Source organism: Enterobacter cloacae complex sp. 309I3, assembly GCF_050031595.1.
Lineage (GTDB): Bacteria > Pseudomonadota > Gammaproteobacteria > Enterobacterales > Enterobacteriaceae > Enterobacter > Enterobacter cloacae.
This window is the reverse complement of the sequence record NZ_JBLGWI010000001.1, coordinates 4,381,140-4,395,210: the sequence shown is the minus strand read 5'-3', so window position 1 is coordinate 4,395,210 and position 14,071 is coordinate 4,381,140. Positions and strand designations below refer to the sequence as shown.

Annotated in this window: 15 protein-coding genes; 5 read left to right on the top strand and 10 right to left on the bottom strand. The window is 54.4% G+C overall.

Features of this window, described 5'->3' with window-relative positions; all coding sequences use genetic code 11:
* Positions 1–67 precede the first annotated feature (67 nt).
* On the bottom strand, positions 68–1,579 hold the full coding sequence (pepA, locus tag ACQG22_RS21040) for a leucyl aminopeptidase (RefSeq protein WP_013098951.1): 1,512 nt from the start codon (positions 1,577–1,579) through the stop codon (positions 68–70).
* 266 nt (positions 1,580–1,845) lie between these two features.
* On the opposite strand from pepA, the gene lptF reads away from it, so the two are divergent.
* The 5 genes from lptF (at position 1,846) to mtgA (ending at position 8,104) form a co-directional block, all read left to right on the top strand.
* Complete coding sequence (gene lptF, locus ACQG22_RS21035; protein ID WP_029883394.1) at positions 1,846–2,946, top strand: LPS export ABC transporter permease LptF; 1,101 nt, start codon at positions 1,846–1,848, stop codon at positions 2,944–2,946.
* A complete protein-coding gene (lptG, locus tag ACQG22_RS21030) occupies positions 2,946–4,028 on the top strand; it encodes an LPS export ABC transporter permease LptG (RefSeq protein WP_013098949.1) in 1,083 nt (360 codons plus the stop codon). Before lptF ends, lptG begins: the two co-directional genes overlap by 1 nt.
* Before the next feature lie 135 nt (positions 4,029–4,163).
* Positions 4,164–6,497: an aerobic respiration two-component sensor histidine kinase ArcB gene (arcB, locus tag ACQG22_RS21025; protein ID WP_013098948.1), complete on the top strand. Its 2,334-nt coding sequence runs from the start codon at positions 4,164–4,166 to the stop codon at positions 6,495–6,497.
* Positions 6,498–6,728: 231 nt separating this feature from the next.
* Positions 6,729–7,382, top strand: coding sequence for an isoprenoid biosynthesis glyoxalase ElbB (gene elbB / locus ACQG22_RS21020; protein WP_038983638.1), 654 nt, complete (start codon positions 6,729–6,731; stop codon positions 7,380–7,382).
* Positions 7,379–8,104, top strand: a complete 726-nt coding sequence (gene mtgA, locus ACQG22_RS21015; protein WP_020687356.1) for a monofunctional biosynthetic peptidoglycan transglycosylase — start codon at positions 7,379–7,381, stop codon at positions 8,102–8,104. Before elbB ends, mtgA begins: the two co-directional genes overlap by 4 nt.
* Positions 8,105–8,143: 39 nt before the next feature.
* Here mtgA and npr read toward each other — a convergent pair whose 3' ends face one another.
* The 9 genes from npr to kdsC all read right to left on the bottom strand — a co-directional run bounded on the left by npr (position 8,144) and on the right by kdsC (position 14,071).
* Positions 8,144–8,416 (bottom strand): PTS phosphocarrier protein NPr, encoded by a 273-nt coding sequence (npr, locus tag ACQG22_RS21010; protein ID WP_003861872.1) that lies wholly within the window; start codon positions 8,414–8,416, stop codon positions 8,144–8,146.
* A complete protein-coding gene (rapZ, locus tag ACQG22_RS21005; RefSeq protein ID WP_013098945.1) occupies positions 8,413–9,267 on the bottom strand; it encodes an RNase adapter RapZ in 855 nt (284 codons plus the stop codon). Before rapZ ends, npr begins: the two co-directional genes overlap by 4 nt.
* A gap of 45 nt (positions 9,268–9,312) precedes the next feature.
* On the bottom strand, positions 9,313–9,804 hold the full coding sequence (ptsN, locus tag ACQG22_RS21000; RefSeq protein WP_013098944.1) for a PTS IIA-like nitrogen regulatory protein PtsN: 492 nt from the start codon (positions 9,802–9,804) through the stop codon (positions 9,313–9,315).
* 82 nt (positions 9,805–9,886) lie between these two features.
* Positions 9,887–10,174: a ribosome hibernation promoting factor gene (hpf, locus tag ACQG22_RS20995; RefSeq protein ID WP_006178790.1), complete on the bottom strand. Its 288-nt coding sequence runs from the start codon at positions 10,172–10,174 to the stop codon at positions 9,887–9,889.
* Positions 10,175–10,196: 22 nt separating this feature from the next.
* Positions 10,197–11,630, bottom strand: coding sequence for an RNA polymerase factor sigma-54 (gene rpoN, locus ACQG22_RS20990; RefSeq protein ID WP_013098942.1), 1,434 nt, complete (start codon positions 11,628–11,630; stop codon positions 10,197–10,199).
* A 47-nt stretch (positions 11,631–11,677) separates the two neighbouring features.
* Entirely contained in the window at positions 11,678–12,403 is a 726-nt protein-coding gene (gene lptB, locus ACQG22_RS20985; protein WP_013098941.1) for an LPS export ABC transporter ATP-binding protein, read from the bottom strand.
* Between the two features lie 6 nt (positions 12,404–12,409).
* Positions 12,410–12,964, bottom strand: a complete 555-nt coding sequence (gene lptA / locus ACQG22_RS20980; protein ID WP_013098940.1) for a lipopolysaccharide ABC transporter substrate-binding protein LptA — start codon at positions 12,962–12,964, stop codon at positions 12,410–12,412.
* A complete protein-coding gene (gene lptC / locus ACQG22_RS20975) occupies positions 12,933–13,508 on the bottom strand; it encodes an LPS export ABC transporter periplasmic protein LptC (protein ID WP_013098939.1) in 576 nt (191 codons plus the stop codon). Before lptC ends, lptA begins: the two co-directional genes overlap by 32 nt.
* Positions 13,505–14,071, bottom strand: coding sequence for a 3-deoxy-manno-octulosonate-8-phosphatase KdsC (gene kdsC / locus ACQG22_RS20970; protein WP_029883391.1), 567 nt, complete (start codon positions 14,069–14,071; stop codon positions 13,505–13,507). Before kdsC ends, lptC begins: the two co-directional genes overlap by 4 nt.

Here is a 14,071-nt window from a genome sequence, read left to right as displayed (position 1 = left end):
CACTTTAAATGCTTAAGCCGGGTGGCGGCTTCGCCTTACCCGGCCTACGGTTTACTGCCGTTTTGACTTACTCGTCGCCATTAAATCCGGCGCGGTTTAGCAGGAACTGCGACAGCAACGCAACCGGACGACCGGTCGCGCCTTTGGCTTTTCCGGAGCGCCATGCGGTGCCGGCAATATCCAGGTGCGCCCAGTTGTACTTGCGGGTGAAGCGTGCCAGGAAGCAGCCCGCGGTGATGGCACCACCAGGACGGCCGCCGATGTTCGCCATGTCCGCAAAGTTAGACTCCAGCTGCTCCTGGTATTCGTCACCCAGTGGCAGACGCCATGCGCGGTCGCCGGCTTGTTCGGACGCGCCGATAAGTTCGTGTGCCAGCGGATTGTGGTTCGACATCAGGCCGGTGATGTGGTGGCCCAGCGCGATCACGCAGGCACCGGTCAGGGTGGCCACGTCGATCACCACGTCAGGTTCGAAGCGTTCAACGTAGGTTAATACGTCGCACAGCACCAGACGGCCCTCGGCATCGGTGTTCAGCACCTCAACGGTCTGGCCGGACATGGTGGTCAGGACATCACCCGGACGATAAGCGCGTCCACCCGGCATGTTTTCGCAGCCCGCCAGCACGCCGATAACGTTAATCGGTAACTGAAGTTCAGCCACCATACGCATCACGCCATACACCGCCGCTGCACCACACATGTCGTACTTCATCTCATCCATGCCTTCAGAAGGCTTGATGGAGATACCACCGGAATCGAAGGTCAGGCCTTTGCCGACCAGCACAACAGGACGCGCGTCTTCTGACGGATTGCCCTTGTATTCGATAACCGACATCAGGGATTCGTTCTGCGAGCCGTTGCCCACCGCCAGGTAAGAGTGCATACCCAGCTCTTTCATCTGCTGTTCGCCGATAACGCGGGTGATGACATTCTTGCTGTAGGAGTCAGCCAGCTGGCGCGCCTGTGAGGCCAGATAGGCGGCGTTACAGATATTAGGCGGCATGTTGCCCAGATCTTTTGCGGCTTTAATCCCGGCGGCAATCGCCAGACCGTGCTGGATGGCGCGCTCGCCGCTGGTGAGTTCGCGACGGGTTGGCACGTTAAAGACCATTTTACGCAGCGGACGGCGCGGCTCGCTTTTATTGGTCTTGAGCTGATCGAAGCTGTACAGGCTCTCTTTTGCGGTTTCGACAGCCTGGCGCACTTTCCAGTAGGTGTTACGACCTTTGACGTGCAGTTCGGTCAGAAAGCAAACGGCTTCCATTGAGCCGGTGTCATTCAGGGTATTAATTGTTTTCTGAATCACCTGCTTATACTGACGTTCATCCAGCTCGCGCTCTTTACCGCAGCCAATCAGCAGAATACGTTCGGACAGCACGTTCGGAACATGGTGCAGTAACAGCGTCTGCCCAGGTTTGCCTTCCAGTTCGCCACGGCGCAGCAGGGCGCTAATGTAGCCGTCACTGATTTTATCGAGTTGCTCGGCGATCGGGGAGAGTCGGCGTGGTTCAAAGACGCCCACAACGATGCAGGCACTCCGCTGTTTCTCCGGGCTACCGCTTTTTACACTGAACTCCATGCACTACGCTCCTGAATCTTAAAGACAACAGCGGCTGCTACGGATAGAATTGAAACCTTTCGTAACTCAAGTCCGCTGTTGTGGTGACTTCGTGTTAATCTTACGTTATTACGGTTTCGACACGTCAGAAAAAGTCCTGAAGCGTGAATCCGCCGGGTGTTTTAATCTTAGCGATGATTTCGACGACTCAAGAGAATAAATGACGTTTAAGCCATGAAACAAGCGATTTTCCAGCAAAGAGACGGGTTTTTACGGGCGTATTTAAAGTGATAATCATAAGATATCTGGTGCGGGAGACGCTCAAAAGCCAACTGGCGATCCTCTTCATCCTGCTGCTGATTTTTTTCTGTCAGAAGCTGGTCAAGATCCTCGGTGCGGCCGTTGACGGCGAAATTCCAACGAATCTGGTGCTTTCCCTGCTTGGTTTAGGGATCCCGGAAATGGCGCAGCTTATTCTGCCGCTAAGTCTTTTCCTCGGTCTGCTCATGACGCTCGGTAAGCTTTATACCGAGAGTGAAATCACGGTGATGCATGCCTGTGGTTTGAGCAAGGCTGTTCTGGTGAAAGCCGCCATGATACTGGCGCTGTTCACGGGTATCGTCGCCGCGGTGAATGTGATGTGGGCGGGCCCAATGTCCTCTCGTCATCAGGATGAAGTGCTGGCTGAAGCAAAAGCGAACCCCGGTATGGCGGCATTAGCGCAGGGGCAGTTCCAGCAGGCGACCGACGGAAACTCAGTGCTGTTTATTGAGAGCGTCGATGGCAGTAAATTCAACGACGTCTTCCTGGCGCAACTGCGGACCAAAGGAAACGCCCGTCCATCGGTGGTGGTGGCAGACTCCGGTCAGCTTGCGCAGCGCAAAGATGGTTCCCAGGTCGTGACGCTGAATAAAGGCACCCGCTTTGAAGGCACCGCGATGCTTCGTGACTTCCGTATTACGGATTTCCAGAACTATCAGGCCATTATTGGTCATCAGGCGGTGGCGCTCGATCCAACGGATACCGAGCAAATGGATATGCGTACGCTGTGGAACACTGATACTGACAGAGCGCGTGCGGAGTTCCACTGGCGTATTACGCTCGTCTTCACCGTGTTTATGATGGCATTGATTGTCGTGCCGCTGAGCGTGGTGAACCCGCGTCAGGGGCGCGTGCTCTCGATGCTGCCGGCGATGCTGCTGTACCTGATCTACTTCCTGCTGCAAACCTCGATTCGTTCTAACGGCGCGAAGGGTAAGCTGGACCCGATGGTCTGGACGTGGTTCGTCAACAGCCTGTACATCTTACTGGCGCTGGGATTAAACCTGTGGGATACGGTGCCAGTGCGCCGCATACGTGCCCGATTTTCGCGTAAAGGAGCCATCTAATGCAGGCGTTTGGCGTTCTTGATCGCTATATCGGTAAAACCATTTTCACCACCATCATGATGACGTTGTTCATGCTGGTGTCGCTCTCCGGCATTATTAAATTTGTCGATCAGCTGAAAAAAGCCGGGCAAGGGAGCTACGACGCGCTGGGTGCAGGGATGTATACCCTGCTCAGCGTGCCAAAAGATGTGCAGATCTTCTTCCCGATGGCGGCCCTGCTGGGTGCGCTGCTGGGGCTTGGGATGCTGGCACAGCGCAGCGAACTGGTTGTGATGCAGGCATCGGGCTTTACCCGTTTGCAGGTGGCGCTGTCGGTCATGAAAACCGCGATCCCACTGGTGCTGTTGACCATGGCGATTGGCGAGTGGGTGGCACCGCAGGGCGAACAGATGGCGCGTAACTATCGTGCCCAGGCGATGTACGGCGGTTCACTGCTTTCAACACAGCAAGGGTTATGGGCGAAAGATGGCCAGAACTTCGTCTATATCGAACGCGTGAAAGGGGATGATGAGCTGGGCGGCGTGAGTATTTACGCCTTCAATGATGAGCGTCGTTTACAGTCTGTACGTCACGCATCGTCAGCGAAGTTTGACCCCGAACACAAGCAGTGGCGGTTATCCCAGGTTGACGAGTCTGACCTGACGAACCCGAAACAAATCACCGGCTCTCAGACGGTGTCCGGGACGTGGAAAACCAACCTCACGCCGGACAAACTCGGGGTGGTGGCGCTGGATCCGGACGCGCTCTCCATCAGCGGGTTGCACAACTACGTCAAATACCTGAAGTCGAGCGGGCAGGATGCCGGACGCTATCAGCTCAATATGTGGAGCAAAATCTTCCAGCCGATGTCCGTGGCGGTGATGATGCTGATGGCCCTGTCGTTTATCTTTGGCCCGCTGCGTAGCGTGCCGATGGGTGTTCGTGTGGTCACCGGGATCAGCTTCGGCTTTGTATTCTACGTCCTCGATCAGATCTTTGGCCCGCTGACGCTGGTTTACGGCATTCCGCCAATTATTGGTGCGCTGCTGCCGAGCGCCAGCTTCCTGCTGATCAGCCTCTGGCTGCTGCTGAAACGCTCCTGATTCTCCTCTCCTCGCTTCCGGTTAGCCGGAAGCGAGGCTAATCTCCTGTTTCACCCCGCACTTTTTCTCACAACCTTCAACGTCCCGCCGCGAATTTGAGTATTATTGAGCGATAAAGTCGTGAAGGGATCCTCTATGAAGCAAATTCGAATGCTTGCCCAGTACTACGTCGACCTGATGATGAAGCTCGGGCTGGTGCGTTTCTCCATGCTGCTGGCGCTGGCGCTGGTTGTTCTGGCCATTGTCGTGCAAATGGCCGTGACCATGGTGTTGCATGGTCAGGTCGAGAGTATCGACGTCATCCGCTCTATCTTCTTCGGTTTGCTGATCACCCCCTGGGCGGTCTATTTTCTTTCCGTCGTCGTTGAACAGCTGGAGGAGTCCCGTCAGCGCCTGTCAAAACTGGTTGATAAGCTGGAAGAGATGCGCGAGCGCGATTTAAAGCTCAACGTCCAGCTGAAAGACAACATTGCCCAGCTTAACCAGGAGATTTCAGATCGTGAGAAGGCGGAAGCCGAGCGTCAGGCGACGCTTGAGCAGCTGAAAATCGAAATGAAAGAGCGTGAGGTGACGCAGATCCAGCTTGAGCAGCAATCCTCTTTCCTGCGTTCATTCCTTGATGCTTCTCCGGATCTGGTTTTCTACCGTAACGAAGACAAAGAGTTCTCCGGCTGTAACCGGGCGATGGAGCTGCTGACCGGCAAAAGCGAAAAGCAGCTGATCCACCTGAAACCCCAGGATGTATACTCCGAAGAGGCGGCTGCCAAGGTCATGGAGACGGACGAAAAAGTCTTCCGCCACAATGTCTCGCTGACCTATGAACAGTGGCTGGATTACCCGGACGGGCGTAAAGCCTGCTTTGAGATCCGTAAAGTGCCGTACTACGACCGCGTCGGGAAACGCCACGGCCTGATGGGCTTTGGCCGCGATATCACCGAGCGTAAGCGTTATCAGGATGCCCTTGAGCGCGCCAGCCGCGATAAGACGACTTTCATCTCCACCATCAGCCATGAACTGCGTACCCCGTTGAACGGCATCGTCGGCTTAAGCCGTATTCTGCTGGACACCGACCTGACGGCGGAGCAGGAAAAATACCTTAAAACGATCCATGTCTCGGCGGTCACGCTGGGGAATATCTTCAACGATATTATCGACATGGATAAGATGGAGCGCCGTAAAGTCCAGCTTGATAACCAGCCGGTTGATTTCACCAGCTTCCTTGCCGATCTGGAAAACCTGTCCGGCCTGCAGGCGCAGCAGAAGGGGCTGAGCTTTGTCATGGAGCCAACCCTGCCGCTGCCGCACAAAGTGGTCACGGACGGCACGCGTCTGCGCCAAATCCTCTGGAACCTGATCAGTAACGCGGTGAAATTTACCCAGCAGGGGCAGGTGGCGGTGCGTATCCGCTATGACGAAGGCGACATGCTGCACTTTGAGGTGGAAGACTCGGGCATTGGCATTCCGCAGGAAGAGCAGGACAAAATCTTTGCCATGTATTATCAGGTGAAGGACAGCAACGGTGGTAAGCCTGCTACCGGCACGGGCATTGGCCTTGCGGTATCGAAACGGCTCGCGAAGAGCATGGGCGGTGATATCACCGTGGCCAGCCAGGCGGGCAAAGGCTCGACCTTTACGCTGACGGTGCATGCCCCGGCGGTGGCAGAAGAGGTTGAGGATACCTTTGAACAAGACGATATGCCGCTCCCGGCGCTGCATGTTCTGCTGGTCGAAGACATCGAGCTGAACGTGATTGTGGCGCGCTCGGTGCTGGAAAAACTGGGTAACAGCGTGGACGTGGCGATGACCGGTAAAGCCGCGCTGGAGATGTTTAAACCGGGCGAATATGACCTCGTCCTGCTGGATATTCAACTGCCGGACATGACCGGGCTGGATATCTCCCGTGCGCTGACAACGCAGTATGCCGCCGATGAACTGCCGCCGCTGGTCGCGCTGACGGCCAACGTCCTGAAAGATAAAAAAGAGTACCTCGATGCCGGTATGGATGATGTGCTCAGCAAGCCGCTGGCGGTGCCTGCTCTGACCGCCATGATCAAGAAGTTCTGGGATACCCATGATGAAGAGGAGAGCACCATGACGTCTGTTGATAGCGCGAAGGCCCAAACGATTCTGGATACTGCGATGCTGGAGCAGTACATCGACCTGGTTGGCCCAAAACTGATTACCGATGGTCTGGCCGTGTTCGAAAAAATGATGCCTGGCTACCTGAGCGTGCTGGAGTCCAACCTGACCGCACGCGATCAGAAAGGCATTGTGGAAGAAGGACATAAGATCAAAGGTGCTGCAGGCTCTGTCGGGTTACGCCACTTACAGCAGTTGGGACAACAGATTCAGTCACCTGATTTACCGGCATGGGAAGATAACGTGGGTGATTGGGTCGAGGAGATGAAACAAGAGTGGCAGAACGATGTGGCGGTGCTCAAAGCCTGGGTGGATGCCAGAAAAAAATGACCCCGGCTTAACCGGGGTGCGCGAATACTGCGCCAACACCAGGGAAATCGTGGCTGCGCCTGATTTTTCGTGTTGTTTTCGCATGGGCGCCGCCTGAAAATTTAGGCCGCACGCAGATAAGATAGCAAATCTTAAATGGTTTGTTACATGAATCAGTGAAATGTGTGAAGCATAGCGTTTTAATCAAAATTAATTATGTGCTTCAGCAAGTTGCAAAGAAGGAACGTCAGGATGAAAAAGGTTGGTGTCGTACTGAGCGGATGCGGTGTTTACGATGGTTCAGAAATTCATGAAGCCGTCATCACGCTGCTGGCCCTGGCAAGGCAGGGGGCGGAAGCGATCTGTTTCGCGCCAGACAAAAAGCAGGCAGATGTGATTAATCATCTGACCGGAGAGGCCATGGCGGAAACCCGTAACGTACTGATTGAAGCGGCGCGTATTGCGCGTGGCGATGTCCACCCCCTTATTCAGGCGGACGCCGCTGAGCTCGATGCGTTAATCGTGCCGGGCGGGTTTGGGGCGGCCAAAAATCTCAGTACCTTTGCTTCAGAAGGGGCGGCGTGTCAGATCGATCCCCATTTAAAAGCGCTGTCGCAGGCAATGCACGCGGCAGGTAAACCGCAGGGCTTTATCTGTATCGCGCCGGCAATGCTGCCTAAAATTTTTGATTTCCCGCTGCGGCTGACAATCGGCACCGATATTGATACCGCAGAAATCATCGAGGAGATGGGCGGCGAGCACGTACCTTGTCCGGTGGATGACATTGTGGTGGATGAAGACAACAAGGTCGTTACCACGCCTGCCTGGATGCTGGCGCAGAATATTGCCGAGGCCGCTGCAGGCATCGAAAAACTGGTGGCCAGAGTGCTGGTGATGACTGAATGAGTCGTAAATTCGGCGCAGGCGCGTGGGTGAAACGCGCCCTGTTGCGCATCGTTCTCGTGCTCGCGGTATTCTGGGGCGGCGGACTCGCCTTATTCAGCATTATGCCGGTCCCGTTTTCGGCCGTGATGGTCGAGCGTCAGCTTGGGGCATGGCTCAGCGGTGATTTCAGCTATGTGGCCCACTCGGACTGGGTAAGTATGGATGAGATCTCACCTTTTATGGGGCTGGCGGTCATTGCGGCAGAGGATCAGAAATTCCCGGAACACTGGGGGTTTGACGTGGCGGCAATCGAGAAAGCGCTGGCGCACAATGAACGCCACGAAAACCGCGTCCGTGGGGCATCGACATTATCGCAGCAAACCGCAAAGAATCTGTTCCTGTGGGACGGTCGCAGCTGGGTACGAAAAGGGCTGGAAGCGGGGTTGACGCTGGGGATGGAAACGGTCTGGAGCAAAAAACGCATTCTGACCGTCTATCTCAATATTGCTGAGTTTGGCGATGGTGTGTTTGGTGTGGAGGCCGCCGCGCAGCGCTATTTCAATAAACCGGCCAGCCGACTGAGTATGTCCGAAGCAGCGCTCCTGGCTGCCGTCTTGCCTAATCCCATCCGCTTTAAGGCCAGTGCCCCGTCCGGGTACGTGCGAAGCCGTCAGGCGTGGATCATGCGCCAGATGCGTCAGTTAGGCGGGGAAGGGTTTATGCAGCGCAATAAATTAATGTAGGGCGGGTAAGCGCAGCGCCACCCGCCAGCGGGGCTGAAATTAATCCTCGTCAAACCCGGCGTTAAACAGCGCAATCACCGCCGCCAGCGCTTCCTCTTCCTGTGGGCCGGTGGCTTCGACTTCAATCTGGCGACCTTTGGCGGAATCCAGCATCAGCAGTGCAATGACGCTGTTTGCTTCCGCTTCGGTCCCTTCATCATTTCGTAGCAGAACTTCCGCATCGAAACCCTGCATCAGTTCGAACAGCTTCATCGCCGGGCGTGCGTGCATGCCCAGCTTATTGGTGATCTCAACGGTTTGTTTTACGGTCATGTTTTACGTTTTTCCAGCGTGCGATGACGGGACTGAACGTTCTTTCCGCGTGAACGGAAATAGTCGGCCAGCTGTTCGGCGATATAGACCGAACGATGTTTACCGCCGGTACAGCCAATCGCCACCGTCAGATAGCTACGATTGTTTGTCTCCAGCATAGGTAACCATAGCTCAAGGTAGCTTCGCGTCTGGTAGATAAAATTGTGAACTTCTGTGTGCCTGTCGAGGAACGCCGCGACGGGTTTATCCAGACCGGTCATTGGACGCAGTTTCGGATCCCAGTGGGGGTTTGGCAGGAAGCGCACGTCGAAAACATAATCCGCATCGATAGGTATGCCGTGCTTAAAGCCGAATGACTCAAACACCATTGTCAGTTCACGCTCGCGTTTGCCCAGTAAACGGGTACGAAGCATTTCTGCCAGCTCGTGAACGGACATTTCGGAGGTGTCGACAATCAAATCGGCACGTGAGCGCAGGGGCTCCAGCAGGTCGCTCTCTTCGTCGATTGCGCTCTCCAGAGAGAGGTTCTTGCTGGAAAGCGGGTGCAAACGACGGGTATCGCTGTAGCGACGGATCAGTGTGTTGCGGTCCGCATCAAGGAACAACAGCTGAGGTGAAAACGTGTCCGGCAGGTTGCTCATCGCCTGTTCAAAGATTTCTGGCGATTCAGGCATGTTACGGACGTCGATGCTGACGGCGGCAGAGATTTGTCTGTCTGCAAGGGTGCGTGCCAGCTCGGGCAGCAGTACCACCGGCAGGTTATCTACGCAGTAAAAACCCATGTCTTCCAGCGCGCGCAGGGCGACGGATTTCCCCGACCCTGAACGGCCACTGACAATCATCAGCACCATGTTCCGTTTCTCCTCAGGACAACAGATGTGAAGGCCATCTCCTGGTTATGCCTCATCCTGACTGCCTTCTGCTTCAGTGATAATTTCATAAAGCTCTTCATCACTTTGCGCTGAGCGCAGTCGACGGCAGATGGTTTTATCGGCCAGGCGTTTAGCGACCAGTGAAAGCGTATGCAGATGGGTTTTCGTCTGATCGGCAGGAACCAGCAGCGCGAAGAGGAGATCAACGGGCTGGTTATCGATGGCATCAAAGGCAATAGGCGTTTCCAGTTGCACAAACACACCGACGGCACGCAGGGTGTCCTCTTCCAGTTTGCCATGCGGGATCGCAATGCCGTTGCCGATACCGGTACTGCCCATTTTTTCACGGGTCAGGATGGCTTCGAATACGACCTGCGGTGGCAGGCCCAGCTGTTTTGCGGCCAGTTCACTGATAATCTCCAGCGCACGTTTTTTGCTCTGGCAGTGAACGCCACTGCGGGTACATTCCTGGTTAAGGACATTGCTCAATTGAAGAGCGGAATCGTTGTTCATCATAATTTCACCTAAGCGCTAACTGTACAAATGGCCTGTTGTGCTCCACAACAGGCCTTCCTGCACCCGTTAACTGCCCGGACAATTAGTGTTGTTTCAGTTTATCTTTATGTTTATTGAGCTGTCTTGCAAGCTTATCAATCAAGCCGTCGATAGCAGCGTACATGTCTTGCCCTTCCGCACTGGCGTGGAGTTCGCCCCCATTGACATGCAGGGTTGCATCCGAGATATGAGTCACTTTCTCCACTTTCAACACAATATAGACCTGATTGATCCTTTCGAAATACTGCTCGAGTTTTGCGAATTTCGTGTTCAGAAAGTCGCGTAAAGCTTCAGTAATTTCGACGTTTTGTCCAGTGATGTTGAGCTGCATAGTGTCTTCCTTATCGGTTGTGTCAGACCAGCTGTTTACGCTGGTTAGACGGCGGAATGGATAAAGACTCTCGATACTTCGCAACAGTACGACGTGCCACCATAATACCCTGGTCGGACAGCATGGTGGTTAACTTACTGTCGCTCAGTGGCTTCGCGGGGTTCTCCGCGGCGATCAACTTCTTCACCAGTGCACGAATCGCCGTTGACGAGGCTTCGCCACCGCCTTCGGTATTCACATGGCTGGAGAAGAAATACTTAAGCTCAAATATACCGCGAGGACTGTGCAGATACTTCTGCGTGGTCACGCGGGAAATCGTTGATTCATGCATCTCGACGGCCTGGGCGATATCCGCCAGCACCATCGGTTTCATATACTCTTCGCCCTGCTCAAAGAAAGCCTGCTGTTGTTCGACGATACAGCGGCTCACCCGCAACAGCGTATCATTGCGGCTCTCCAGGCTTTTGATTAGCCAACGCGCTTCCTGCAGATTGCTACGAATATACTGGTTGTCGGCGTCGTTACGCGCGCTGGTGCACATGGAGGCATATTGCTGATTGATTTGCAGGCGAGGAATGCTGTCTGAATTGAGTTCAACGACCCAGCGGCCGTTGTGTTTTCTGACCAGCACGTCAGGTATGACGTATTCAGGCTCACTGGTCTGGATCGACTGGCCGGGGCGAGGATCGAGCGACTGAATCAGGTTAACCGCCTCTTTCAGCACCTCTTCTTTCAGACGCGTAACGCGCATCAGGGTACGGAAATCATGGTTAGCCAGCAGATCCAGATGATCGCTGATGATTAAGCGGGCTTCATCGATCCAGGGCGTCTCTTTGCTGAACTGCGAAAGCTGGATCAGCAGACAGTCGCGCAGGTCTTTCGCTGCTACGCCCACCGGGTCGAAACGCTGAATGCGCTTCAGAACGGCTTCTATCTCTTCAAGTTCAATCTCGTCATCGCCCATGCTTTCCAGAATATCGTCCAGCGTGACGGTCAGATAGCCGGTGTCGTCAACGGCATCGACAATCGATGTAGCAATCGCGCGATCGGTATCGGAGAAAGGGGTCAGCTCCACCTGCCACATCAGGTAATCCTGTAGTGACTGGGTGGTTTCACCCTGATAGACCGGTAGCTCATCGTCCTGGTAGTCTGCACGCGTGCCGGAAGGGGTTCCGGCGGTGTAGATTTCATCCCAGCTGGCATCCAACGGAAGCTCGTCCGGCATCTCTTTTTGTTCGAGTGCATCGGCGGTATCGAGGGCTTCCGTGTCCTGTGATTGCTGAGTGTCTACCTCGTCATGAAGATCGGCTTGCTCCAGCAGCGGATTGCTGTCCAGCGCTTGCTGGAGCTCCTGCTGGAGTTCTAATGTGGACAGTTGCAACAGGCGAATCGCCTGCTGTAACTGCGGCGTCATCGCCAGTTGTTGGCTGAGCCTTAATTGCAAACCTTGCTTCATGTTCAGAGCATTTTTCTCCGGTTCGGCGTTACTTTACCTCTACCCTATCAGAGTCTGAAGTCTTCCCCAAGATAGACGCGCTTAACATGATCATCTTCGAGGATCTGCTGTGGCGTGCCGTGGGCGATCAGGTTGCCCTGGCTCACGATATACGCACGTTCACATACGGCCAGTGTTTCACGGACGTTGTGGTCAGTAATCAACACGCCAAGACCGCTGTCGCGCAGATGCTCAATAATACGTTTAATGTCGATAACGGAGATGGGGTCAACGCCTGCAAATGGTTCATCCAGCAGGATGAACTTCGGGTTTGCTGCCAACGCGCGTGCAATTTCAACACGGCGGCGTTCCCCCCCGGACAGCGCCTGACCGAGGCTATCGCGCAGGTGCTCAATGTGAAACTCTTCCATCAGCTCGTTGGCGCGATCCTGACGCTGTTCGCTGGTCAGGTCGTCACGAATTTGCAGAACGGCCATCAGGTTATCGAAGACGCTCAGGCGACGGAAAATGGAGGCTTCCTGCGGCAGGTAGCCAATACCACGGCGTGCGCGCGCATGCAGTGGCAGAAGGCTGATGTCTTCATCATCAATGATGATGTTACCGGCATCGCGTGGGACAATACCCACGACCATGTAGAAGGTCGTGGTTTTACCTGCACCGTTTGGACCAAGCAGGCCTACAATTTCGCCGGAGTTGACGGTCAGACTGACATCTTCCACGACACGGCGGCCCTTATAGGCCTTCGCGAGATTTTTTGCAGTTAATGTTGCCATAACGAATTAGTTACTCTTCTTCTGTGCCGGAGCCTGGCCCTTGCCTTTGTCCTGCAGCTGAGACGGCACTAACACGGTGGTGACGCGTTTGCCTTTCTCGCTGGAGGCCTGCATTTTTTGCTCTTTCACCAGATAGGTGATCTTATCGCCGGTGATATTGCTATCGAGCTGTTCCAGATAGGCGTTACCGGTAAGGATGACCAGATCTTTCGCCAGTTCATAATGCATGTGGCTGGCATGGCCCTTCACTGGCTTGCCGTTGTCCTGCATCTGGTAGAACGTGGCTGGGTTGCCGTAGCCATCAATGATCTCTTTGCCCTGTTCGCCACCTGGACGGGTAACGACCACCTTATCGGCGTTAATCTTGATGGTGCCCTGGGTCATGACCACGTTGCCGGTAAAGGTAACGACATTACCCTGCATATCAAGAGACTGCGTATCGGACTCGATATGGATCGGCTGTTCGGTATCGCCAGTAACAGCAAGCGCGGGAAGACTGGCCGCCAGCATCGCGCTGGCGATAATTACTTTAAGGCTGAGTTTGTTTGTTTTGAATTTCATAGGAGGTTCTAACCTTTTCAATCAGCTCGGCGTTTTTGCTGCGTAAGTTCCCGCGCATTCTTAAACCGCTGGAATTAAATGTTGTGCCGTACAGAGTGACCAGATCCTGCGACGTCACATCCTGAGTAACCAGGTTGATCTGGGCATTATCTGTCGTAATTTTGCGCAGTTGTGAGTCAGCGGTCAGGGCGTTGACTTCAACATGGCCATAAAGATAAAGCATACGGTCATTCGTCAGTTTTGCCCGGTCGGACTTAATCGACCACGTCGGCACTTTGTCCTTATCAAACGTCGTCATGACCGGCTGGGTAAACCACGAAATACCGTCATCTGAAAAATATTCAACGTGCTGGGCAATCAGGCGATAGTTCAGCGCACCTTCCGGGCTATAGACTACGGTATCACTGTGATCGCTTTTATAGGTTGGATCGTTATTGTTGATCACTTCCGTTTGCGTATCGTCACGATCGGCAAGGTTCACGCCAATCAGTATCAGTGCGACAAGCGAAAGCAGAATGATAACCCAACGTCTGGTTTTACTCATATCGATTGCCCTTTGGCCTCATCAAGCTTGCCCTGCGCCAGCAGAAGCAGATCGCAGACTTCACGTACGGCACCACGGCCACCGTTGATGTGGGTAACATAATCAGCCCGCGGGATCAGCAGCGGATGCGCATCCGCAACCGCGACACTCAGGCCAATCTCAGCCATTACCGGCCAGTCAATCAGGTCGTCCCCGACATAGGCCACATGTTCTGGCGCGATAGACAGTTTACCCAGTAAATCATTGAAAGCAGCCATCTTATCGGACTGTCCCTGATACAGATGGGTAATGCCCAACGTTTCACAGCGATCTTCTACCAGTTTAGCTTTTCGCCCGGTGATGATGGCAACCTCGATACCCGATGTGAGCGCACAACGAATACCGTAGCCATCGCGAACGTTGAACGCTTTCAGCTCTTCACCATTATTGCCCATGTAAATCAGGCCATCGGACAGTACGCCGTCCACATCCAGAATCAGCAGGCGAATGTTTTCTGCCTTTGCCATCACGTGGGCACTGACCGGACCATAACAGGTTGCAAGGGATGCACCCGCATTACTCAT